We start from the raw sequence: 22,530 nt of genomic DNA, 5'->3' as shown, positions 1-22,530 counted from the left end.
CGTGTTTTCTGTTGTCTCTTTTTACAATAAAGATGTCATATCGTTAGTGTACAGGAAACGATGTAAAGCGGAAAGGAACTGGAGGAGAAAGACATGAAAGGAAACCAGCATTGGCACGATCCCGTTGCTGAGTCATATGCAGCGACGATTGCCTATAAAGTACCCGGTTATCAGCTATTGCATGAGTTGACAATAGACGTATTAGAAACTGAATTAAAGGGAGCGGCTCCCCGCATCCTGACTGTTGGAGCGGGCGGGGGTGAAGAGATCATCAACATGCTTCAAAGAAAAGAAGGCTGGCTCATCACAGGGATCGATCCGTCACCTTCTATGCTGGACATGGCGAAACGGCGAGTTGCACAGCTTGAGATGGAGTCGCGTGTCACATGGCATGAGACCTCATTAGATAAGGTTTCTGCTGAACCTGTTTACGATGCAGCGGTGAGCTTGCTTGTCATTCATTTTATAGAAAAGCGCCAGCTCTTTTTAGAAGAGATTGCCCGCAGGCTTCAACCAGATGCGCCGTTTATATTGGCATTTATAAAGGGAGAGATGAAGTCCCAAGCATTTCAACAGGAGCTTCACATGCTTTCTCTTTTCATGCAGCGGCAAGGTCTAGAAAAAGAAGTGTTTACGTCCTTTAAAAATAGGCTGGGAGGCGCGACACACCCTGTTCCCGAGGAAGAGATAAAAGATCATTTAATCAAAGCAGGATTTGAAGACATCAGACCTTATTTTCAGGCAGGAATGATTAAGGGGCTTGTTTGCAAGCGAGGTCGTAGAGAGGCGGATGAGAAATGAGATCACAGGTGATGGTGATAGGCGGCTATGGACATGTTGGACAGCAAATATGTCTTCAGCTAAGCGAAGTGTATCCCGGACAAATTGTAGCGGCAGGCAGAAGCTATGAGAAGGCAGAGATATTTTCACGCCAGACAAAAGGGAAAGTTCTTCCCTATCAACTAGATGTCAGTGAGCCGTTATTTTCGGACTGGGTGGATCAAACAAAACTGGTGATCATGTGCCTTGATCAAGAAGATCCGTCATTTGCTGAAACAGTTCTGCGGTCAGGCATTGATTATATAGATATCTCTGCGAAAGGGGCGTACATGGAACAGATGGCAAAACTGGATCACCAGCACACCAGTGCAACGGCTTTACTCAGCGTCGGGCTTGCGCCTGGCCTTACGAATTTATTGGCAGCGAAAGCAGCATCTATGCTCTCATCAGTGAATCAAATAGATATAGGGATTATGCTTGGATTGGGTGATCAGCATGGAAAAGCCGCCATTGAATGGACGCTTGACAATGTCCATACTGACTATGTGGTTACTGAGCATCATCAGCGTAAAAGAGTCAAAAGCTTTACTGGAGGCAAGCGTATAGATTTTGGTGTGAAACTTGGAAAGCGGCAAGCCTATCAGTTCCCCTTCTCTGATCAGCAGACATTGCCTTTGACGCTCAGCGTGCCTTCTGTGACAACAAGGCTTTGTTTTGATTCTCGCGCGGCAACGCGGGCATTTGCTGTCACAAGGAGCCTTGGAATGACGTCCCTTCTCACTGTGCCGAAAATCAAGGAACGAGCCATTTCTATGATTCAATCTGCTCAAATGGGAACAGATCAATATGCAGTGAAAGTGGAGGCGACAGGAATGGAGAGGAACAAGATTCATCACGTAGCACTTGGAATAAAAGGGCATGATGAGTCTCAAGCAACAGCTCAAGTCGCCTCTGCTGCGGCACTGCATTTATTGGGCAGGCGGTTTCAGACAGGTGTGTTTCATATCGAACAATTATTTTCATTAGCGTATGAGAATGGTGATTTTGCGTTGGTGGATCAAAAAACGAAGGAAAAGCGTGTGTTAGCGCTGAAAGCCAGCCTTTTAACGGCATAAAAAGAAGACTAGCAGGATGCTAGTCTTTTTTATGACGATGACACATCTCCTTTTTTCTTGATGCTAGCTGTAATGAGCTGTGTCAATGTATCAGAGCCTTTTGTTGAAAGGTGAACACCATCAGGCTGAAAATAAGAAGGCTGTCCAGTAGCGGCTGAATGCCAATCGACCAGGGTCACATTGGAATGTTGATCGGCCACTCGCTGAATGACTGCATTCACATCGCTTTCCCAAGACCTTGGGACTCTCGTGTTCACAAGGAAAATGTGCGCCTTTGAAAATTGCTGAATGAATGCTGTCAATGTGCCCTCAGTAAAATAGCCATTCGTGCCAAGCTCAATGATAACAGCGGCATCAGATTGATTAAATGAAGCATACTGAGGAGCGATGCTGACGGCTTCGTTCATTTGTCTGCCAACCTTTGCATCGATGGTGATTTGTGCATATGCCTTTTCAAGATTCGGCGCTATGTCCAGCATGACGGAATCACCAATAGCAAGAATTTGGTGAAACTGCTTCTGATCTGCTGCTTTCTTCTCGTGTTTTTCTTTCTTTTTTTTCGTTTTCGATTCCGTAGAGTCTCCTGCTTTTTTCGGTGCCGTCTTAATTTGTGTCACTTCCTTGGCATGTGGAGACGTATGGGACGAACTGGACATGCCAATGGTAAATAAGATTAAAAGAGCTGCAGTGATTCCAAGGAACACTTTATGAGACGTAGACCATTGTTTGAATCCCTTTTTCCAAATAGACCAAGAGGCAAAATATTGTGTGAAGCCAAGCCGGCGAATCGGCTGTTCGATGAAGCGGTAAGAGGCCTCTGCGATAAGTAAAATGGCAATGATCTGCAATGCGACACGCCCCATAGAAGGCTGTCCAATTTCAATGACAGGGGTGGTCAGCACGATGATGGGATAATGCCACAGGTAAATACCATAAGAACGCTTTCCAATCCAGACGAGCGGCTGATAGGAGAGCCATTTTCCCAATAGGCTTGCAGGGTGGCAGATGCACGCAATTAAAATCGCTGCATTAAGACAGAATAAAAGCATGCCGCCTTGATAGAGAAAACCGTCAAATTCGTCCACTGCATAAACACATAGAAGAAAAACCGCAAACGAACCAAAACCAGCGATATGTAAAATACGTCTGCCAACAGGAAGGAGCTTTTTGCTGGACAGTCTTTGCATGGGCCATACAAATGCTAGGCTGCACCCAATCAGAAGCGCAAATGCACGAGTATCTGTTCCATAATAAACCCTGCTTGGGTCCGTATCGGGTGAATAAAGGATTGCCATCCATAAGGCGGAGACAAGTGCAAGGCCAAAGGTGATCATTGGCAGATGGGATCTATTTTTCACCCATTTTAGCCCAGCAATCAATAGTACCGGCCAAATGATATAAAATTGCTCTTCTATCGCCAAAGACCACAAATTTTTCAGTGGAGATACAGCGTTGAAGCTATCAAAATAAGACAGCTGATGGAAAATGTACCACCAGTTACTGACATAAAAAAAGGACGATAAGGCATCGCCACGAATGGACAATAGTGCATTCGAACCCGCAATTGCACACCAGCTGACGGTTAAGAAAATCATCACGTAAGCAGCTGGAAGGAGCCTTCTGATTCGGCCCATCCAAAATGGTAAAAGCTCTTGATAACCCAAATCCTGCTTATGTAACAAGATCGTTGTAATCAAGTAACCAGAAATCACAAAAAACAAATCAACGCCAAGAAACCCGCCGCTTGCAGGTCCAATATGTAAGTGATAAGCAATGACCGCCAATACAGCAACGGCTCTTAGCCCATCTAGTCCTAATATATAACGTAAACGATTCTCCTTGCTGCTCATGAAAATGAATCCCCCATTTATGTCAAAAAGCTTCTTTTTTGTTGTCACTCCAAAAGAGCAACGATTCTTTTATTTTATATAAGATTAGACGAATCAGCATCACATTTTGTTGGCGAATTTCTGTCTTTTTTTAAAATTTTTATATAAAGAAAGAATTGATGGTCAGGAAGGCTGCCTTATTTTTATACTCAAAACCAAAATCCCTGTCATAATAAAAGAAGATGGAAAGGGGATGTGTGAAATGAGAACAATTGAAAATGATCAGTTATTGATTCAGATCAATGAGAGGGGTGCCGAGGTCAGAGAGGTGCTTCATAAGGAAAGTGGACGTCAATATATGTGGTCTGGAGATCCTGCATACTGGGGCAGGGTGTCGCCTGTCTTATTCCCGATTGTTGGACGATTAAAGAATGACCAATACAAGATAGATGATCAAACCTATGAGCTCACGCAGCATGGATTCTTGCGTGATGTTGATTTTGATTTACATGAAGAAACGAAACATACAGTGACCTTTCAATATGAATCAAAAGGCCGCCACATCGAGCAGTATCCCTATGAATTTACCGCCCGTATTCGATACGAGCTGTCGGAAAATGGTCTGATGATTTCCTGGGAAATTGATAATGTCGGAGATGACACGATGTATTTCTCCATCGGAGGTCACCCCGCATTTCAAGTTCCGCTAATTGAAGGAGAGCGCACAGCAGATTATTCCCTGACATTGACGCCTTCTACTGAGCATCTTTCTGTCCAATATGAACTGAAAAATTCACTTGTCAGGGAGAAAGAAAAAAGCATTCAGCTTAAACCAATTCAGCTTCGACCAGAGCTTTTTCAGCATGATGCGATGATCTTTAGTCATATCAATCGAGTGTCATTGGTGTCTCAGGCAGGTCACGGGGTTGAGGTTGATCTCACTGGTTTTCCGTTCGTTGGTATTTGGTCACCTTATCATCAAGAAACGGGCACAATGGCTCCTTTTGTTTGTATTGAGCCTTGGTACGGTATTGCCGATGTTGAAGGGACGAATGGGCAGTACAAGGAAAAGTTCGGTATTCAAACTTTAGAGAAGAATGAGACCTTCCAAGCCGCCTATACGATTTTTTTCAAATGAACATTTGTGCATGATAAGTTGAACAATTTGTTATGATAGAAGAAAAAAGGAGGCGTACGAATGGATCGGGAGAAACAACAACTGAGTATTGAAGCGGCAAGGCTGTATTATTTATCGGATTACAGCCAGCAGGAAATTGCCAAACAGCTCGACCTGTCGAGACCAACTGTATCTCGGCTGCTTCAATATGCGAAGGAGAAGGGGTACGTCCAGATAACGGTAATGGACCCGTTTGAAGACTTGAATGAGCTGTCTTCATTGCTCAAGGAAAAATATGACCTGCTCGAAGCTCATGTGGTGTTTTCGCCCAAAGATGATTATCCAACGATCACTGAATACTTGAGCCAATTTGGTGCTGAGTACTTGCAAAACACAGTAAAAGACGGTGATATCGTTGGTGTGAGCTGGGGAACCACCATGTATCAAATTGCTCAAAAGATGCAACCTAAACAGGTCAAAGGTGTAGAGGTTGTCCAGCTGAAGGGTGGGATTAGCCACTCCCATGTGAATACATATTCTGCGGAAACCATCCAGCTGTTTGCCGAGGCCTTTCAAACAGCACCGCGCTATTTACCGCTTCCTGTTGTATTTGATAGTGCTGCCGTCAAGGAGATGGTTGAACAGGACAGACATATTCAGCGCATCATTGAAATGGGCAAACAGGCGAATATTGCTGTGTTCACTGTTGGAACGGTAAGAGATGAAGCCCTTTTGTTTAGACTTGGTTACTTCCGCGAAGAAGAAAAAGCACTGCTCAAAGCATCCAGCGTTGGGGACATCTGTTCGCGCTTTTATGATCAAGAAGGACGCATTTGCAGTGAAGCGATTAACAACCGTACGATTGGCGTGGAGCTTGATGATTTAAGAACAAAAGAACGCTCTATTCTTGTTGCTGGCGGACATCGCAAGGTTGCTTCTATCCACGGGGCACTAAGAGGAAAATATGCGAACGTATTGATGATTGATCAGCATACAGCAAAGGCTCTTTTAAATGTCACAAAATAGATGAACAAAATTTCATAACTATGTTTACAAATGTTCATCGGTCATATATGATGAAAGTATCATAATTAAAAGGAAGTGTAAGCATGACGATAGCAAATCTTATTGATCATACAGCACTAAAACCAGATACATCGAAAGCTGCAATCATGCAGTTACTTGAAGAAGCAAAGACTCATCAGTTCGCATCTGTTTGTGTGAATCCAACATGGGTGTCTCTTGCGGCGAAAGAACTAGCAGGAACAGGCGTTGATGTTTGTACAGTCATCGGTTTCCCGCTAGGTGCAAACACAACAGCAGTGAAAGCATTTGAAACAAAGGATGCCATTGAGAACGGTGCAACCGAAGTGGACATGGTCATCAATATTGCGGCATTGAAAGACGGCGAATATGATGCAGTTGAGCAAGATATTCGTGCAGTTGTAGACGCAGCAAAAGGGAAGGCACTTGTGAAAGTCATTATTGAAGCGTGCTTACTCACAGATGAAGAGAAAGTCAAAGCTTGTGAGCTTTCAGTGAAAGCTGGCGCTGATTTTGTGAAAACATCGACTGGATTTAGTACAGGCGGTGCAACTGCTGAGGACATCGCATTAATGCGTAAAACAGTAGGACCTGACATCGGTGTGAAAGCATCAGGCGGCGTGAGAACAAAAGAAGATGTTGAGGCAATGCTAGCTGCAGGCGCTACCCGAATTGGTGCGAGTGCAGGCGTTTCTATTATCAAAGGGGATCAATCAGCTCCTTCGAAAGACTATTAATTCATACGATCCTATGGTAGGATAACATTCGTGACTCATAAATGATGAAAAAGTCATATGCGGAAGGATCTCACTTCTGGGAATTTCTTCCGCACTTTGTTTGCGAAATAGGGTTTGTTCCATACAAGCGCATTAATGTAAACGAATTCATTCGAGGAGGAAAAACATGAAATACGTGATTGGTATCATCGGTTTGCTGGTGATTCTCGCCATTGCATGGCTGGCTAGTAACGGCAAAAAACGAGTAAAATTCCGTCCAGTAATTGTCATGATTGTACTGCAATTTATTTTAGGTTATATTCTGCTCAATACAGGTGTTGGAAACTTTCTAGTCGGGGGCTTTGCAAGGGGATTCCAAATGCTTCTAGGCTATGCCGGTGAAGGAATCAACTTCGTATTTGGCGGATTAATGAATGATAAGGCGTCAACTTTCTTCATCAATGTCTTACTGCCGATCGTCTTTATTTCGGCATTGATCGGTATCCTGCAGCATTGGCGTATCCTCCCGCTTATCGTACGCGGAATCGGGTATTTGCTTAGTAAAGTAAATGGAATGGGGAAACTAGAATCCTACAACGCAGTAGCGTCTGCGATTTTAGGTCAATCAGAAGTCTTTATTTCCATTAAGAAACAGCTCGGATTATTACCTCAACAACGTCTTTATACATTGTGTGCATCTGCGATGTCAACTGTATCGATGTCCATTGTCGGTGCATACATGCAAATGATTAAACCAGAGTATGTTGTAACAGCACTCGTGCTGAACCTATTTGGTGGGTTTATTATTGCGTCTATCATCAATCCTTATGAAGTGGCTAAGGACGAAGACATGATTGAAATTGTAGAAGAAGAAAAGCAATCCTTCTTTGAAATGCTTGGCGAATATATTATGGATGGTTTCAAAGTAGCGATTGTTGTCGCTGCGATGTTGATTGGATTCGTTGCATTAATTGCGATGATTAATGGAATCTTTACAGCTGTCATCGGTGTTTCTTTCCAAGATGTACTTGGTTATGTATTTGCCCCATTTGCTTTTATTGTTGGTGTACCTTGGGGCGAAGCAGTACAAGCAGGAAGCATTATGGCAACTAAAATGGTTTCCAACGAATTTGTGGCAATGCAAATCCTGTCCGGTGATGCTTTCCATTTCACTGCTCGTACAGAAGCGATCATTTCTGTATTCCTTGTATCATTTGCGAACTTCTCTTCTATCGGTATCATTGCTGGAGCAGTCAAAGGCTTAAACGAAAAACAAGGGAACGTTGTCGCACGCTTTGGATTAAAGCTTCTATTTGGTGCAACACTTGTCAGCTTCTTAACAGCAGGCGTTGTCGGTTTGATTTACTAATTTAAGAAAAGGAATGGTGAAAACAATGAGAATGGTAGATATCATTGCGAAAAAACGTGACGGAAAAGAATTATCTTCAGAGGAAATTTCTTTCTTTGTCAAAGAGTATACGGACGGAACAATTCCTGACTACCAAGCAAGTGCCTTGGCTATGGCGATTTTCTTCCAAGATATGACGGATCAAGAACGTGCTGACTTAACGCTCGCTATGGCGAACTCGGGAGACACGATTGACCTCTCTGCCATTGAGGGTATTAAAGTAGACAAGCACTCAACAGGCGGTGTAGGCGATACAACAACGCTTGTACTTGCTCCTCTTGTGGCTGCACTTGATGTACCTGTTGCGAAAATGTCTGGCCGCGGCCTTGGACATACAGGCGGTACAGTGGACAAGCTTGAAGCGGTAAAAGGCTTCCACGTAGAAATTACAAAAGACGAATTCATCGAGCTTGTGAACCGTCATAAAGTAGCGGTCATTGGTCAATCAGGCAACCTGACACCAGCGGATAAAAAGCTTTATGCCCTTCGTGATGTGACAGGAACCGTTAACTCCATCCCGCTCATTGCAAGCTCTATTATGAGTAAGAAAATTGCTGCTGGCGCAGATGCGATCGTACTAGATGTGAAAACAGGTGCAGGTGCTTTCATGAAAACACCTGAAGACTCTGAGAAGCTTGCAAAAGCCATGGTCCGCATCGGAAACAACGTTGGCAGACAAACGATGGCTGTCATCTCTGATATGTCTCAGCCGCTAGGATTAGCGATTGGAAATTCCCTTGAAGTGAAAGAAGCGATTGATACGCTTAAAGGCGAAGGCCCTGAAGACTTAAACGAGCTTGTGCTCACTTTAGGAAGTCAAATGGTCGTTCTTGCGAAAAAAGCAGAAACGCTTGATGAAGCAAGAGAAAAGCTAATTGAAGTCATGAAAAACGGCAAAGCACTTGAGAAATTCAAGGAATTCTTAGAAAATCAAGGTGGGGACGGCTCGATTGTAGATCAGCCGGAAAAACTGCCGCAAGCCCCTTACCAAATCGACGTTCCTGCAAAGGAATCAGGTGTGGTTGCTGAAATCGTCGCAGACGAGATCGGTGTTGCAGCGATGATTCTTGGAGCAGGACGTGCGACAAAAGAGGACGAGATCGACCTATCTGTCGGCATCATGCTGAACAAAAAAGTCGGCGATCGTGTTGAAAAAGGAGATTCACTCGTGACACTTCATGCAAATCGTGAAGATGTTGCGAATGTCGTGGAGAAAATTTATGACAACATCCGCATCGCAGATCATGCTGATGCACCAACTCTCATTCACACTGTGATCACAGAATAAAGAAAAAAGGACAAAAGTGCTTCGCCGCTTTTGTCCTTTTTTTGTTCATTTCTTTTTCTATTGAGATAAAAAATTTCACTTTATGAAACAAACCTCTTGCATTCATTAAATAATGGGTGTATATTAGTTGACGAGTCAATGATTGATATATCAACTAATTGATCTGAATAGAAAAGAGGGGATGGCATTGACTGCATTTTGCTCTGAAGAAGCAGAGGTATTATACCGTTTGCAGTGTGTGAACCGTATGATGGGCGTGAAGTTCGAAGCATGCACGGGCATCAGCCAATCAAGACTAGAGTTGCTATCACTGTTATTCCAAGCAGACGAAATCAGCCAGTCAGATTTGCAGAAAAAAGTAAATATTGATAGTGCGGCTGTGACGCGTCACTTAAAACAGTTAGAAGCAAAAGGAATGGTCACGCGCAGAAGAAAGCCAGAAGATAATCGAGTCACACTTGTTCGTCTGACAGAAGAAGGCAGAACAAGAATCGAAGCTTCTAAAAAAGAAAAAGAACGATTTATCTCAGAAATGCTTGAAAACGTAAGTGACGAAGAACGAAAGCTTCTCACTGATGTGCTCAGCCGAATACAACAAAACATCGAAAAGATTCAAACAACCTAAAGGAGTGTTTCAACATGGCTACAACATTAAAAACTAACGATTTTATGGAAATTTTGAAAGGACGCCGTTCTATTCGTAACTATGACCCAGCTGTGAAAATCAGCAAAGAAGAAATGGCAGAGATTCTAGAAGAAGCAACAACTGCACCATCATCAGTGAATGCACAGCCTTGGCGCTTCATGGTCATTGACAGCCCAGAAGGTAAAGAAAAGCTTGCACCACTTGCAAAATTCAACCAAACTCAAGTGTCAACATCAGCAGCTGTCATTGCAGTATTTGCAGATATGAAAAGCAATGAATACTTAGATGAAATTTATTCAAAAGCAGTAGAGCATGGCTACATGCCGCAAGAAGTGAAAGAAAGACAAATTGCTGCACTAACTGCACACTTTGAGGTACTTCCAGAGCAAGTGAATCGCGAAACAATCTTAATTGACGGTGGAATTGTGTCTATGCAGCTTATGCTTGCAGCACGTGCACACGGCTATGATACAAATCCAATTGGCGGTTTTGATAAAGAAGTCATCGCTGAAACATTTGGCTGGGATAAAGAACGTTATGTACCAGTGATGCTGTTATCAATTGGGAAAGCTGCTGACGAAGGTTATGCTTCTTACCGCTTACCGATTGAACGCATTACAGAGTGGAAATAATATCTTTTAAAAAGGAGACGATTAGATGATTATTATTCATGCAGGGATGACCATTCATCCAGAAAAAGAAAACGTATTTCTAGAAGAAATCAATGCATTAATGAAAGCTTCACAAGCCGAAGAAGGCAATATATCCTACAAGCTGTTCAAGGATACAGATAAGGAACATACCTTCTTAATGGTAGAAGTGTGGAAAGATGACGCTGCGGTTCAGAGCCATAATGCGAGTGCACATTTCCAAGCTTTCGTAGCGAAGGCAAAAGAATTCTTAGCCGCTCCACTTGACGTTGTTGCCTTTCAAGGCCAGCAACTTTCATAGTAAAACAACAAACACCCTAGGCGTTTATCGTCTAGGGTTCTTTTATTTTCGACACCTTGTTCCACCCATTTCATTCCCGTATTGTGCATTTTCCACAAAATTTCTGAAAATAAAATGTTTTTCGACTTAAGTATATTGGAATATGCTAGAATGAGATATTATTTATTACCAAATTAGGGAGGAACCAAAATGAAAAAAGGGAAATGGACGAGCATTGCACTAACGGCTGTCCTCGGTTTAGGCACATTGACAGCTTTCAGCACCCCACTATCTGCCCACACTACAGAAAAGTCAACATCCTCAGACGGCGGTCATTATTCAGGTATTCCATTCGATGCAAGTGTTGTGAATGAAGACCGTCTCATCAAAGCCTTGAAAAAACAAGGAAAGATCAAAAAGAATGCCAATGAAGCAGAAACCCAAAAAGCATTAAAGAAATATCTAAAGAAAAAAGAAGAATCTGCTATGAAACAAAGTGCAAGCACCTTAACAGAAGAGCCTGAATTTCTGAAAGAATACAAACAAAAGGTACATAACAAATTAGCCAAAAAGAAAAAGTTAAAGAAGCATAATGGAAAAGAAAGCAATCATGTAAAACCGGTCAAAAAGGAAAAGTATAAAGGCGAAGTTCGCAATGATAAGGTATTGGTTTTATTAGTAGATTTTAAAGATTATAAGCATAATAGTATTAAAAAAGAAGAGACTGATATGTACTATGACAAGTACGATCAGCAGCACTATCAAGACATGCTTTTCGGAAAAAATGGCTACATCGGTCCAGATGGGAAACGAAAAGTATCCATGAAGCAATATTATGAGAAACAGTCTGGCGGCAGTTACACGATCAGTGGAACGGTGGCTGGCTGGTATACAGCGAAGCATGAAGCAGCCTATTATGGCGGGAACGTACCTGATGAATCAGGCAGTGACGGCAGACCGCGTGAATTGGTGAAAGAAGCACTCGAAGCAGCAGCAAAGGACCCGAACATTGATCTCGGTGAATATGATCAATGGGACCGCTATGATATGGATGGCGACGGCGTTTATAACGAACCAGACGGCATCATTGACCATCTGATGGTCGTTCATGCTGGCGTAGGTGAAGAAGCTGGCGGCGGACAACTTGGCTCTAATGCGATTTGGTCGCACCGCTGGTCACTTGGTGATGTATTTGAAATTCCAAACACTGAATCTGAAGTCGGACAAGGCGGAAAGTTAGGCGCGTTAGATTACACCATTGAGCCTGAAGATGGCGCGGCAGGCGTATTCACACATGAATTCGGACATGATCTTGGTCTTCCTGATGAGTACGATACACAGTACACAGGAGGAGGCGAGCCCGTTTCCTACTGGTCGATCATGTCAAGCGGAAGCTGGGCAGGTAAAGTCCCTGGAACGGAACCAACAGGCTTTAGTCCATATGCGAAAGAAATGCTTCAAAACTTACATGGTGGTAACTGGCTTACTGGACAAACCATTGATGGTAAAACATTAAAGAAAAGCAAAACAGTGCTGATTGATGAAGCAGCAACAAAAGGAACGAACCATGATGCGGTTCGGGTAGATTTACCAGATAAAGAGATTGTTGTCACAAAACCTGCTCAAGGACAAAATTCGTACTTCAGCGGAACGGGTGACAATTTAAATGCGACCATGACGACAACAGGTATCGATTTGTCGAAAGGGAGCAAAGCAGAGCTGACATTTAAAGCATGGTACGATATCGAAGAAGATTATGATTATGCGTATGTAGAAGTTCGTGAAACAGGAACTGATCAGTGGAAGACCATTGCTGGTAACATCACGAACGATCGAAATGAAGCTGGAGCGAACGAAGGCAATGGAATTGACGGAAAATCAGACGGATGGGTAGATGCAGCATTTGATCTTTCTGCTTATGCAGGGAAGAAAATTGACCTGCAATTCCGCTATACAACCGATGCAGGCTATTCACTGCCAGGCTTATTTGTAGATGATTTAAACATCACTGCAGATGGGACGAAAGTGTGGTCAGATGATGCCGAGGGCACATCTACTTTCACCTTTAACGGATTCTCGAAATCGAATGGAAAACAATATGCAGCTCAATACTATTTACTAGAGTGGCGCTCATATGCTGACGTCGATAAAGGGTTAAAGCATATCAAACGAGGGGCAAGCCTCATGAGCTATAATAACGGTTTGGTCGTGTGGTATGTCGATCAATCCTACAGTGATAACTGGGTAGGAAAACACCCAGGGAACGGTTTCCTTGGGGTAGTAGATGCAGATCAGCAAGTATTGAAGTGGAGTGACGGCTCCATTGCAGCCACAGGTTTCCAAGTACATGATGCAGCATTTTCTTTGAATCCAAGTACGAAGCTCAATATTGATTATACAGCGACAACTGGCTTAACGTTGGTAGATCGCTATATTCGCCCGACTCGTACATTTAGTGATAAAAAGAATTATGTGAATCCAAATAATCCAGATGCAGGGCGTGATGTCCCAACATACGGTCTATCCTTTAAAGTCGTTGGACAAAGTAAGGATCGTTCTGTTGGAAAGGTATTAATTTCTAAAAGTAACTAAACAGAAAGCCGGATTCTACCATTGAATCCGGCTTTTTGCTATGGTAATAAACTGTTTTTGATGAAAAGGGCGGCTTTTTGGTCGAATGTCTGTTCTTTTTTATTTTGATATCCGAATGAAATCATTATATAATAGAGACTGGAAGGTTTTTCTTTCATACATGGTTCTTTTTAGCTGTTAAAACAAAGGAAAGGATGAGCGTTACCAATGAGTTGTGTCACTGCTAAGCAATTAAAGGTGATTAGAGGGACGATGCAGACTTTTTGCAGCCATTTGGAGTATGATGGTCACGGTAAGCTTCATATCAATACCATCATGGCTTTTATTAAAAAGGAGTTTGGTGTGAGGAAAATGAAAGACATTCCACAAAGCCGCTTTACTGAAGCGCTTGAATTAATACAAGACTTTGATTTATACACGGATAAAATAGAGATTCGTGATCGTCTATCAGAAAGGAATTAACTAAATTGAATATTTTGGCAATAATACTAGTAGGAATTGTCGCATTAGAACACCTTGTCATTATGTTATTAGAAATGTTTTTTATGGAATCAAAGATGGCAAAGAGATCCTTTAAGCTGCCAGAACACTTGCAAAAGGATCCAAATGTAAAAGTGATGTTTGCCAATCAGGGGCTTTATAACGGGTTTTTAGCTGCAGGACTGATTTGGGGGCTCATTCTCGGATCGAATACTGTTGGATATATGATTCAGCTATTTTTCATTATTTGCGTGATCATCGCTGCGGTATTTGGCGGTGTGACCTCTAATAAATCAATCATCGTCAAGCAAGGAGTACCAGCGCTTCTTGCATTAATTGCGCTTATCCTGGCAATTTAACCATAAATAAAGTCGCCCGAGTAAAGGGCGGCTTTTATCTTTTTCGAAGACCCATTAGACGAATAATGGATGTCAGACATAGCGCAACGGCAACAGCCAAAATAATTTTTCCATACATGACCCCTGTTAAGTTCATCAAAAAGACGGCCAATATGATACAGAGCGTGATGATGATCATCACAATCGAATAGGTTTTCATCTCTTTTCCACTCCTTTAAAAGTCCCCTCACATCCGTGAGGTCTATCCATCTTACCTCATATGATATCACTCAATGACAATTTTACATGAAATTCCCTACCAATAGAATGTGACATATTGATTAGATTAATGACATGCCATATTTTTCAGAAAATCGGGTATACCATAAAGAGTTGCACCGAAGTTCGATTGCTTGATATTTAATTGCGCAAAATGTAAAATGAAAACATGATAAATCGAAAGGATGATCAAGATGAGTAAGAAAGTGTTATTAGTATCGACAAGCAGTTCAGAAATGAACGGACATCCAACAGGCTTATGGCTAGAAGAGTTGGCAGAGCCATTTCATATTTTTAAAGAAAATGAACTAGACGTTCAAATTGTCTCTATTCAAGGTGGAACTGTCCCTATTGATAAAAATTCAATTCCAGAAGGTGTTCCAGCGCAATATGAAGATGTATATGAATTACTTCAAGACACAAAGGCGCTTACAGATGTGAACCCAGCTGATTATGATGGCATCTTCTTTGCGGGAGGACACGGCCCAATGATCGATTTTGCGTCTAATCAACTGGTAGCCGATGCAATCTTAGCTATTTCAAACAAAAATGGTGCAGTTGGAGCTGTTTGTCACGGCGTTTCAGCATTCATTGATGTGAAGGATCAAGATGGCAAATCATTTATCGAAGGTAAAAAAATCACAGGCTTCACAAACGAAGAAGAGGAAGCTGTTCAGCTGACATCAAAAGTTCCATTTTTATTGGAAACAAAACTTCGTGAGCAAGGGGCAGCGTTTGAAAAAGGAGATGCCTTTGCACCATACGCTGTAGTTGACGGACAAATCATTACTGGACAAAATCCAGGTTCTAGTGCAGAAACAGCACGCCTGTTTGTTAAAACCATTTCATAAAGTGATCAAAAAACCAGTCGTAGCAAATACGGCTGGTTTTTTTGTCATAAAGATTTCCTAAAAAAGACCATAACAATGAATGAAATAATGGTAAAATATTCACAGGGTAAAAAACCCAATTGAGGAAAAAGGGGATGTTCCTGTGAGAGCATTATATGGAAAAATCACTGCAGCTTTATTATCCATTCTACTCGTCACAACAGGTTTATTTTCACCAGTATTAAAAGCAGAAGAAGCACCGAAATCAGATGGGAAATTGTCACCACTGACGGAAAAAGCCATTCAGCAAGTGCAAGACTCGTTTTTGAAACAGGATGAAGGAACCGCTATCCAAAAGAAGCAGCTAAAAAAATCTTTTAAAGTAGATAAGAAAAATGGAATCAGTATCAAACGAAAAGCCGCTAAAGATGGTAAGATGCGTACATCTTCCGTTCGCTCCATTGATGGACTAGCCATCAACCAATCGGTTGTCTTATCAGAGGATGACCCAGTCGATTTATGGTTGTTAAGTACGACTTCACCTCAGGCACTCATCAGCCGAATTACCTCTTCAAATCCCGATTATTTCGTACAATTATTTGTTGTTGATTATGAAACTGGACAAGCTTATCCGACGGACTTGATTCAGCCAGCAGGCAGTCTCCTTGGTTTGACCAATTTACCAGCAGGTGACTACGCATTCGGTATCACAAGCGGTGGAAATTTCGGAGACTCTTACACGTTACAAGTGAATGCAAAAAATCCACCCAATTTCACAGGGGCTGTTTCCCTCTCTTCCACCCTGCAATACTTTGTAGCTGAGTATGCGAAAGGGGATGTTTTCGCTAATGGTACAAAAGTGTATAACAAACAATCTAAGACCGCCGATTATAAATGGGAGCGTGTATTTTATTTCTCCTATGACGGAAAATATGATCAGAGAACCCATTCTGTTGAAAGTGTGAAAGTGAAAAGTATTTCGGCACCAGTATCGTACTCTGCTCCTTATGCGAGTTCATCTGAGGCCATTCTCGTCTACTTAGATGTGGAGACGTTATTTATGTATCATGAATCATCGTTTGCTAGCGGGCAATACTACCATAGTAGCTTTGTTGATACACTTGGAAAGACAACGCCAAGGCGTTTAGATATTGATGATATGACAAATTACGGCGATCATATTTTAGCTGTTGATTTGAAAACGGGAAAACCAATTGATTTCTTCAGTGTCCTTAATTTTTACTATGCTGCAGGGATCGAAAAGCTGCCTACGATCAGAACGTTGAATTAAGAAAGGCGGTTGACAGCAAATCTCTACATGTGTAGAGTAAAGATAATTAAATGACAAAAGTCCACTAGGGGAGTCATGTATGACTGAGACAAGAGAAAATCTTGGACCCTTTGAACCTGATCTAGTTTGTACTAGCGGAGGGAAGTGGAGCTGGACCTCGTCTTATTCATGATTGAATCGATAAGAAGGCCGCTCCATTTGGGGTGGCTTTTTCATTTATTCAACTGAAGAAGAGGAGGCTTTTTTTATGACGTTTTCAGCGCAATTAAGAGAAGAAACAGAACCATTATTTGAAGCCATTTATCAGCATCCGTTTGTCAGAGGGCTGGCAGCAGGAAAGCTGGAAAAGGAACAGATCATTCATTACGTCAAACAAGATGCAGAATATTTACATGCTTTTATTAAAATTTATGCAGCGGCTCTTAGCAGATGTACAGACAAAGGAGATATTGCCTTTTTCCATCAGCAGATTGCGTTTGTACTAGATAGTGAGACACACCCTCATCAAAATCTTTGCCGAGTGGCAGGTGTATCATATGATGAGCTCCAAGGTGCCCCGCTTGCTCCGAGTGCTCATCACTATATTCATCATATGCTGCAAGTTGCCAAGGAAGGCACGCTTGGAGAAATCATCGCTGTCCTGCTTCCATGCCCTTGGACATATTGGGAAATCGGGAAACGAATGCTCGCAGATGTGCAGCCTGACCCATCACATCCTTTTTATGAGTGGATCACATTTTATGGAGGGTTAACCGACTCTATTACAGTAGAGCTTTGCAAGCGGCTCGATCAGCTGGCGGAAGCAGCAAGTGAGAAAGAAAAGGAAAAAATGAAACAGCACTTTATCTTAAGCTGTCAGCTTGAGTACAAGTTTTGGGATATGGCGTTTACGGTGGAAGATTGGCCAGTTCCATTGGAGGTGCATTCATCATGACATGGAAGATGAAAGAAGTTGTCCTTGCTGTCATTTTATCCGTTGCATGTGGTGTCATCTATTTAGGGTGGTCCACACTTTACTTACCCATTACAGCACTTGTTGGCCCAGCAGGAGGCAACATCATGTTTGGCATTTGGGTGATTGCCAGTCCAATCGTCGCGTATATCATCCAAAAGCCGGGAGCTGCCCTGATTGCAGAAACAGCCGCTGCCGCAGTGGAATTACTAACAGGCAGCCACTTCGGTCTTGCAGCCCTGCTGATTGGTGTATGCCAAGGGCTTGGGGCAGAAATTGCTTTTGCTCTTTTTGGTTATAAACGATATCGCATGTGGACACTGATGCTGTCAGGTGCCTTTGCAGCTGTTGGAGCAATGGCTTACAGCCTCGTTGCGAATGGCTTTGGTTATTACACGCCTCAAGTTTTACTCATCACACTGATGACTCAAATCATCAGCGGAATGATACTGGGCGGATGTTTAGCAAAAGTAGTGGTGGACGCATTATCTAAAACCGGTGTACTAAATCAATATGCCATCATGAAAGAAAAACGAAACAAAGGTGAACAGCATGGATTCATTTCTCGCGTGCAATAATCTCACTGTCCGTTTTTATGAACAGCCTCAGCCCGTTTTGCATCAAATCTCTCTTTCCATTCAAAAAGGAGAAAAGGTGCTTATTTTAGGACCAAGCGGCAGCGGTAAATCCACGCTCATCTCCGTTCTGGCTGGCATCATTCCAGAACATTTAGAAGCTGACATGCAGGGTGAAGTGATATTGCAAAGACATACAGGCGTCATGTTTCAGGACCCTGATTCCCAGTTTTGTATGCATCGCGTCAATGAAGAAATTGCTTTTAGCTTGGAGAACCGCTCCGTCCCTCGTGACGAGATGGATGGCATCATTCAACAGCTCATGCAAAAAGTTCAACTCGATGTCGATCCGAATACAGACATTCTCACATTATCTGGCGGCATGAAACAGCGATTGGCGCTTGCTTGTTTACTAGCATTAGAGCCAGATGTGCTGTTCTTTGATGAACCGACCGCACAGCTTGATCCAGCAGGCAGAATGGAGATATTTCAACTTCTACAGCAGCTTGCAGCTGATCAGCGACAAACCATGATTTTTGTAGAGCATGTGCTAGATGGTGTCATTGAATGGATGGACCGGGTGATTTTATTAGACGATCAAGGCAGCATCTTAGCAGATGGGTCTCCAAAAGATGTATTGACGACATATGAAAAAGAAATGAAAGAGGCAGGAATTTGGAGGCCGAAATTATTTCCCGAGAAATGGTCTGCGATCCTTCAAGATCCATTTCATCCAATGAGTCACAAGCTTATGCAAACCTTTGAAGCAAGAAAGAAGCAGAATGAAAAAGTGCCGTCGACTAAGCGGGAGACCATCATTCGTTCAGAAGATCTTCAATTAAGCTACGGGAAAAAGAGGATTATGAGTGATCTTCAGCTTGATATCAAAGCAGGGGATTGGGTGGCGATCATTGGGGAAAATGGAAGCGGGAAAAGCACATGTCTTAAACATTTGGTTCGTTTAGAGCCAACGAAAAAAGGCCACATTTTTTTAAAAGAGACACTCCTTAAAAAGTGGTCAGACCGAGAACTATATGAAAAGGCAGGCTTTGTGTTTCAAAATCCGGAGCTTCAATTCATACAAGATACAGTGTTCGATGAAATTGCATTTGGTGGAAGGCAGCGTAATTGGCAAGAATCCGTTGTGCAAGAAAAAACAATTCAGCTGTTGAAAGAGTTCGGTTTAGAAAAACATGCAAAAGCTCATCCTTTCACTTTAAGCTTAGGTCAAAAAAGAAGGTTGAGTGTGGCCACAATGCTCCTTTTTGATCAGGATGTCCTATTGTTAGACGAACCAACTTTCGGACAGGATGAAAGAACAGCGAAGGAATTAATCAGGCGCTTGAAAGAGCGTCAACGCCAAGGTACCACAATTTTAATGGTCACACATGATATGGACCTTGTCGATGAGTGTGCCAATCAAGTGCTTCTTTTTCATCAAGGAAAGCATGTGTATGATGGCACGCCTTATGATTTGTTTTCAAATCAGGAACTTGTCGATGCTTATCAGCTGAGAGCCCCGCTGCATTATCGCTATGTGGCTGAAAGAAAGGATGTGCTGACGATTGCAAAGTAATCACTCCTTTCTTTCCACTGTGAATCCAGTCATCAAATTACTCGCTCATCTGCTTGCGATGTGTTGTCTCATGGCGATATCTGATCCTAAAACAACCTTCATCATCTGGCTGTTTGCACTTTGTGTTGGACTTGTCTTAGGCGGATGGAATTTGAAGTATCTTTTCACAAGACTTGTCCCTTATCTGCTCTTTTTTATTCTCGTGTTCTGGATGATGGCGGCCTTTGGCAAGGGGGATCATACTGTTTGGAAATGGGCATGGTTTCATATGACAGAGGAGAGTTTAAGAAATGGACTCACCATCGCTCTCAGAATGCTTGGCTTTGTGACATTCGGTCTCCTGTTTACGTCCACAACAGATTTGACAGCATTTATGATGAGCCTCATTCATCAGTGCAAAATGTCGCCAAAATGGGCGTATGGAATGCTTGCTGGCTTCCGGTTTATTCCGTTATTTCAAAGTGAATTAAAGCAAATGAAGGCGGCACATAAAATCAGAGGCTATAAGCAAAAAAACAGCTGGAAAGCCTTTATGCGTTATGCACTTCCACTTTTTACACAGGGCGTACGAAAATCAGAACGTTTGGCCATTGCGATGGAAGCAAGAGGCTTCACGGGTGAGAGGGAGCGGACGTATTATCATGTCATCAGCACTTCATGGATCGACTATATGTATCTTTTGCTCATCGTTATCAGTGTCTTGATATGCATGTCTTTTTCTTAAAAACCCCCCACATTCTCTTGATAGAATGTGGGCTTTTTATATGTCTTAGGTCATTTGATTGATATTAGTACACATTACAGGCTGTAATAGATCTTATAACGAACCGATAAAGAGAATGTACTGAGAAAAAGAGAGGATGAACGTGAGCGAATGTCACAGAAAATTGATAACATAATAGACGCTTTACCAATCATTGGACTAGCTATGAGAGAGCAACTAACCTTTTCTGTTTTAGGGAAAGAGAAGGTTCTTTATTATCAGCAACACGGAAACATTGACCTAGGGTTTAAAGCTGGAGATATCGTAGCTCCAGGATTCGAAAACTTTTCTATGTTGAAAAATGGGAGAGAGCCATCGTTTATCCAAATTCCGAAAGAAGTATACGGGATTCCAATGGATATTGTAGCCGTTCCAATTAAAGATGAAGCGGGTCAAGTAGTCGCTGCTTTCTGCGTTGCCTATGATCAGACCAATCAACAACGATTAGATGACATCATGACAGAGAGCAACCAAGCTTCCGAAAAACTAGTCGCAATGGTACAGCAAGTTGCTGCACATTCAGAGGAACTACAAGCGACAAGTGAACAAATTCTACAAAACACGAAAACCACTGTAGAAAATTCCTCTAAAATCAATCAAGTGTCCAATCTTATCAAAGGTATCTCTGATCAAACGAACTTACTTGGACTCAACGCATCAATTGAGGCTGCAAGAGTAGGTGAAGCAGGAGCAGGCTTTGGAGTGGTCGCAACGGAAGTGAGAAAGCTGTCAACTCATGCGAAACAAGCGACAACTGATATTGAAACAGCGTTAAAAGATGTGCAGGGATCGATTAAAGGAATGGAAGAAGAAATAGCACAAATTGTCGCTTCTTCTGAGCATCAAGCAGAGCTTGTAGGCACGTTCACAAAAATTATTGAAGGCCTTCATGAAACAAATGAAACGATGAAATCACTCGCAGAAGACTTAGTGAATTATCAAGTGAAATAAAAAATAGATCGACCAAAACCTCCAGATCAATCGGAGGTTTTTTTCGTTTTAAGGTAAGGAACTTGTTAGGATATTGACCGATTGATCGCTGACAGGCAGTGTACACTTCTGTATGATAGAAAAAGAGATACTAGTCTGGTCAGTAGACCTATTCATAAGGAGGAAGGCCATCGTGACACAATCAGCGAAGCTGCAAGAAATCATAGCACCTTACCGTAAAATGTTAGATCAAACGGAACAGCCAACGATTCAACTAAAGATGAAACAAGGAAAAACAGGACCATACGACAGCAAAATTGCAGGTGATCCTTACTTCCCTAAAAACGATGAATATCCAGTTGATGGTGAAGGACACCCTATGAAGCTTTTGGCACAAATTAATTTTGGCCAGCTGCCGAAGCTGAAGGATTATCCAGAAACAGGACTTCTGCAAATTTTTATTTCTGTGCATGATGATCTTTATGGGATGAATATTGACCATAAAACAGAGCAAAGAGATTTTCGGATCAAATTTATTGAGGAACCTTTCTTGGCAGAAGAAGAGTTGTTGACTGATTTTTCTTTTGTGAAAATTCCTGATGATTTTTATTTTCCTGTAACGAAGGAAGGCGCCATTACAGGTGAACGATCAAGTGAAACGATTAGTGTAGAAGATTTCCGCTTTGAGAAAATCACAGGTAAGCGAAGCTGGGACCTATTCGAAGATATAGAAGGTATTGATGGAGATGAAGCAGATGCCTTGTTAGATGAATTTTATGAGACAGAGAGTGGCTTTGGTCACAAATTGGGTGGATATCCAGGCTTTACACAAGAGGACCCGCGTACCTACGAAGACCAGGAACATACCGTTCTGTTATTACAAATCGACTCAGATGATGAAGTGGACATGTTGTGGGGAGATTGCGGAATCGCCAACTTTTTTATCAAACCAGAAGACCTCAAACGAAAAAATTTCGAGAATGTCGTCTATAATTGGGATTGCTCCTAATTTTGTAAAAAACACTCTTTATAGAGTGTTTTTGTGTATGTT

At 42.2% G+C, this 22,530-nt stretch carries 23 protein-coding genes and 1 riboswitch; of the genes, 21 read left to right on the top strand and 2 right to left on the bottom strand.

Annotated features, from left to right (window positions below):
* Positions 1 to 93: 93 nt before the first annotated feature.
* Entirely contained in the window at positions 94 to 801 is a 708-nt protein-coding gene (locus tag MHH41_RS18010) for a class I SAM-dependent methyltransferase (RefSeq protein WP_340866619.1), read from the top strand.
* On the top strand, positions 798 to 1,895 hold the full coding sequence (locus tag MHH41_RS18005; protein WP_309216094.1) for a saccharopine dehydrogenase family protein: 1,098 nt from the start codon (positions 798 to 800) through the stop codon (positions 1,893 to 1,895). The genes MHH41_RS18010 and MHH41_RS18005 overlap by 4 nt, the downstream gene beginning before the upstream one ends.
* A gap of 29 nt (positions 1,896 to 1,924) precedes the next feature.
* Here MHH41_RS18005 and MHH41_RS18000 read toward each other — a convergent pair whose 3' ends face one another.
* On the bottom strand, positions 1,925 to 3,745 hold the full coding sequence (locus MHH41_RS18000; protein WP_309216093.1) for an acyltransferase family protein: 1,821 nt from the start codon (positions 3,743 to 3,745) through the stop codon (positions 1,925 to 1,927).
* Between the two features lie 241 nt (positions 3,746 to 3,986).
* Here MHH41_RS18000 and MHH41_RS17995 point away from each other — a divergent pair, with 241 nt between their 5' ends.
* From MHH41_RS17995 to MHH41_RS17945, 11 genes are all read left to right on the top strand, one after another.
* Entirely contained in the window at positions 3,987 to 4,862 is an 876-nt protein-coding gene (locus MHH41_RS17995; RefSeq protein WP_340866618.1) for an aldose 1-epimerase family protein, read from the top strand.
* 60 nt (positions 4,863 to 4,922) lie between these two features.
* Entirely contained in the window at positions 4,923 to 5,867 is a 945-nt protein-coding gene (locus MHH41_RS17990) for a sugar-binding transcriptional regulator (protein WP_003214694.1), read from the top strand.
* Positions 5,868 to 5,950: 83 nt separating this feature from the next.
* A complete protein-coding gene (gene deoC / locus MHH41_RS17985; RefSeq protein WP_137054167.1) occupies positions 5,951 to 6,622 on the top strand; it encodes a deoxyribose-phosphate aldolase in 672 nt (223 codons plus the stop codon).
* 166 nt (positions 6,623 to 6,788) lie between these two features.
* A complete protein-coding gene (locus MHH41_RS17980) occupies positions 6,789 to 7,970 on the top strand; it encodes a NupC/NupG family nucleoside CNT transporter (RefSeq protein WP_340866617.1) in 1,182 nt (393 codons plus the stop codon).
* Positions 7,971 to 7,995: 25 nt separating this feature from the next.
* Positions 7,996 to 9,297: a pyrimidine-nucleoside phosphorylase gene (locus MHH41_RS17975; RefSeq protein WP_106035751.1), complete on the top strand. Its 1,302-nt coding sequence runs from the start codon at positions 7,996 to 7,998 to the stop codon at positions 9,295 to 9,297.
* A 181-nt stretch (positions 9,298 to 9,478) separates the two neighbouring features.
* Positions 9,479 to 9,922: a MarR family winged helix-turn-helix transcriptional regulator gene (locus MHH41_RS17970; RefSeq protein ID WP_003215380.1), complete on the top strand. Its 444-nt coding sequence runs from the start codon at positions 9,479 to 9,481 to the stop codon at positions 9,920 to 9,922.
* Between the two features lie 14 nt (positions 9,923 to 9,936).
* Complete coding sequence (locus MHH41_RS17965) at positions 9,937 to 10,575, top strand: nitroreductase family protein (protein ID WP_003214802.1); 639 nt, start codon at positions 9,937 to 9,939, stop codon at positions 10,573 to 10,575.
* Positions 10,576 to 10,600: 25 nt separating this feature from the next.
* Entirely contained in the window at positions 10,601 to 10,894 is a 294-nt protein-coding gene (locus MHH41_RS17960; RefSeq protein ID WP_339206358.1) for a putative quinol monooxygenase, read from the top strand.
* Between the two features lie 189 nt (positions 10,895 to 11,083).
* Positions 11,084 to 13,465 carry an immune inhibitor A domain-containing protein gene (locus MHH41_RS17955; RefSeq protein ID WP_335355908.1) on the top strand — a complete coding sequence of 794 codons (2,382 nt, stop codon included), beginning with the start codon at positions 11,084 to 11,086 and terminating at the stop codon, positions 13,463 to 13,465.
* Positions 13,466 to 13,672: 207 nt separating this feature from the next.
* Positions 13,673 to 13,927 (top strand): ORF6C domain-containing protein, encoded by a 255-nt coding sequence (locus tag MHH41_RS17950; protein WP_012011773.1) that lies wholly within the window; start codon positions 13,673 to 13,675, stop codon positions 13,925 to 13,927.
* A 5-nt stretch (positions 13,928 to 13,932) separates the two neighbouring features.
* Entirely contained in the window at positions 13,933 to 14,304 is a 372-nt protein-coding gene (locus MHH41_RS17945) for a DUF1304 domain-containing protein (RefSeq protein WP_050944576.1), read from the top strand.
* Positions 14,305 to 14,338: 34 nt separating this feature from the next.
* On the opposite strand, the gene MHH41_RS17940 is transcribed toward MHH41_RS17945, so the two are convergent.
* Positions 14,339 to 14,503 (bottom strand): hypothetical protein, encoded by a 165-nt coding sequence (locus MHH41_RS17940; protein ID WP_003214630.1) that lies wholly within the window; start codon positions 14,501 to 14,503, stop codon positions 14,339 to 14,341.
* Between the two features lie 253 nt (positions 14,504 to 14,756).
* Between MHH41_RS17940 and MHH41_RS17935 the strand changes: the two genes are divergently transcribed.
* From MHH41_RS17935 to MHH41_RS17900, 8 genes are all read left to right on the top strand, one after another.
* Positions 14,757 to 15,413, top strand: a complete 657-nt coding sequence (locus MHH41_RS17935) for a type 1 glutamine amidotransferase domain-containing protein (protein WP_003215149.1) — start codon at positions 14,757 to 14,759, stop codon at positions 15,411 to 15,413.
* Between the two features lie 142 nt (positions 15,414 to 15,555).
* Positions 15,556 to 16,683 carry a hypothetical protein gene (locus MHH41_RS17930; RefSeq protein ID WP_226804466.1) on the top strand — a complete coding sequence of 376 codons (1,128 nt, stop codon included), beginning with the start codon at positions 15,556 to 15,558 and terminating at the stop codon, positions 16,681 to 16,683.
* A gap of 56 nt (positions 16,684 to 16,739) precedes the next feature.
* Positions 16,740 to 16,843: riboswitch (TPP riboswitch) on the top strand.
* An 87-nt stretch (positions 16,844 to 16,930) separates the two neighbouring features.
* Positions 16,931 to 17,617: a thiaminase II gene (gene tenA, locus MHH41_RS17925; protein WP_050944574.1), complete on the top strand. Its 687-nt coding sequence runs from the start codon at positions 16,931 to 16,933 to the stop codon at positions 17,615 to 17,617.
* A complete protein-coding gene (locus MHH41_RS17920; RefSeq protein WP_050944573.1) occupies positions 17,614 to 18,213 on the top strand; it encodes an ECF transporter S component in 600 nt (199 codons plus the stop codon). Before tenA ends, MHH41_RS17920 begins: the two co-directional genes overlap by 4 nt.
* Entirely contained in the window at positions 18,188 to 19,786 is a 1,599-nt protein-coding gene (locus MHH41_RS17915) for an ABC transporter ATP-binding protein (protein WP_340866616.1), read from the top strand. The genes MHH41_RS17920 and MHH41_RS17915 overlap by 26 nt, the downstream gene beginning before the upstream one ends.
* Positions 19,776 to 20,510 (top strand): energy-coupling factor transporter transmembrane component T family protein, encoded by a 735-nt coding sequence (locus tag MHH41_RS17910; protein ID WP_106035748.1) that lies wholly within the window; start codon positions 19,776 to 19,778, stop codon positions 20,508 to 20,510. Before MHH41_RS17915 ends, MHH41_RS17910 begins: the two co-directional genes overlap by 11 nt.
* Positions 20,511 to 20,660: 150 nt before the next feature.
* On the top strand, positions 20,661 to 21,500 hold the full coding sequence (locus MHH41_RS17905; protein ID WP_106032041.1) for a methyl-accepting chemotaxis protein: 840 nt from the start codon (positions 20,661 to 20,663) through the stop codon (positions 21,498 to 21,500).
* A 172-nt stretch (positions 21,501 to 21,672) separates the two neighbouring features.
* Positions 21,673 to 22,488 (top strand): YwqG family protein, encoded by an 816-nt coding sequence (locus tag MHH41_RS17900; RefSeq protein ID WP_340866615.1) that lies wholly within the window; start codon positions 21,673 to 21,675, stop codon positions 22,486 to 22,488.
* The last annotated feature ends 42 nt before the right edge of the window (positions 22,489 to 22,530 follow it).

It is taken from the genome of Bacillus sp. FSL K6-1145, from assembly GCF_038003425.1.
GTDB lineage: Bacteria > Bacillota > Bacilli > Bacillales > Bacillaceae > Bacillus > Bacillus pumilus.
This window is presented reverse-complemented; position numbering and strand designations above follow the sequence as displayed.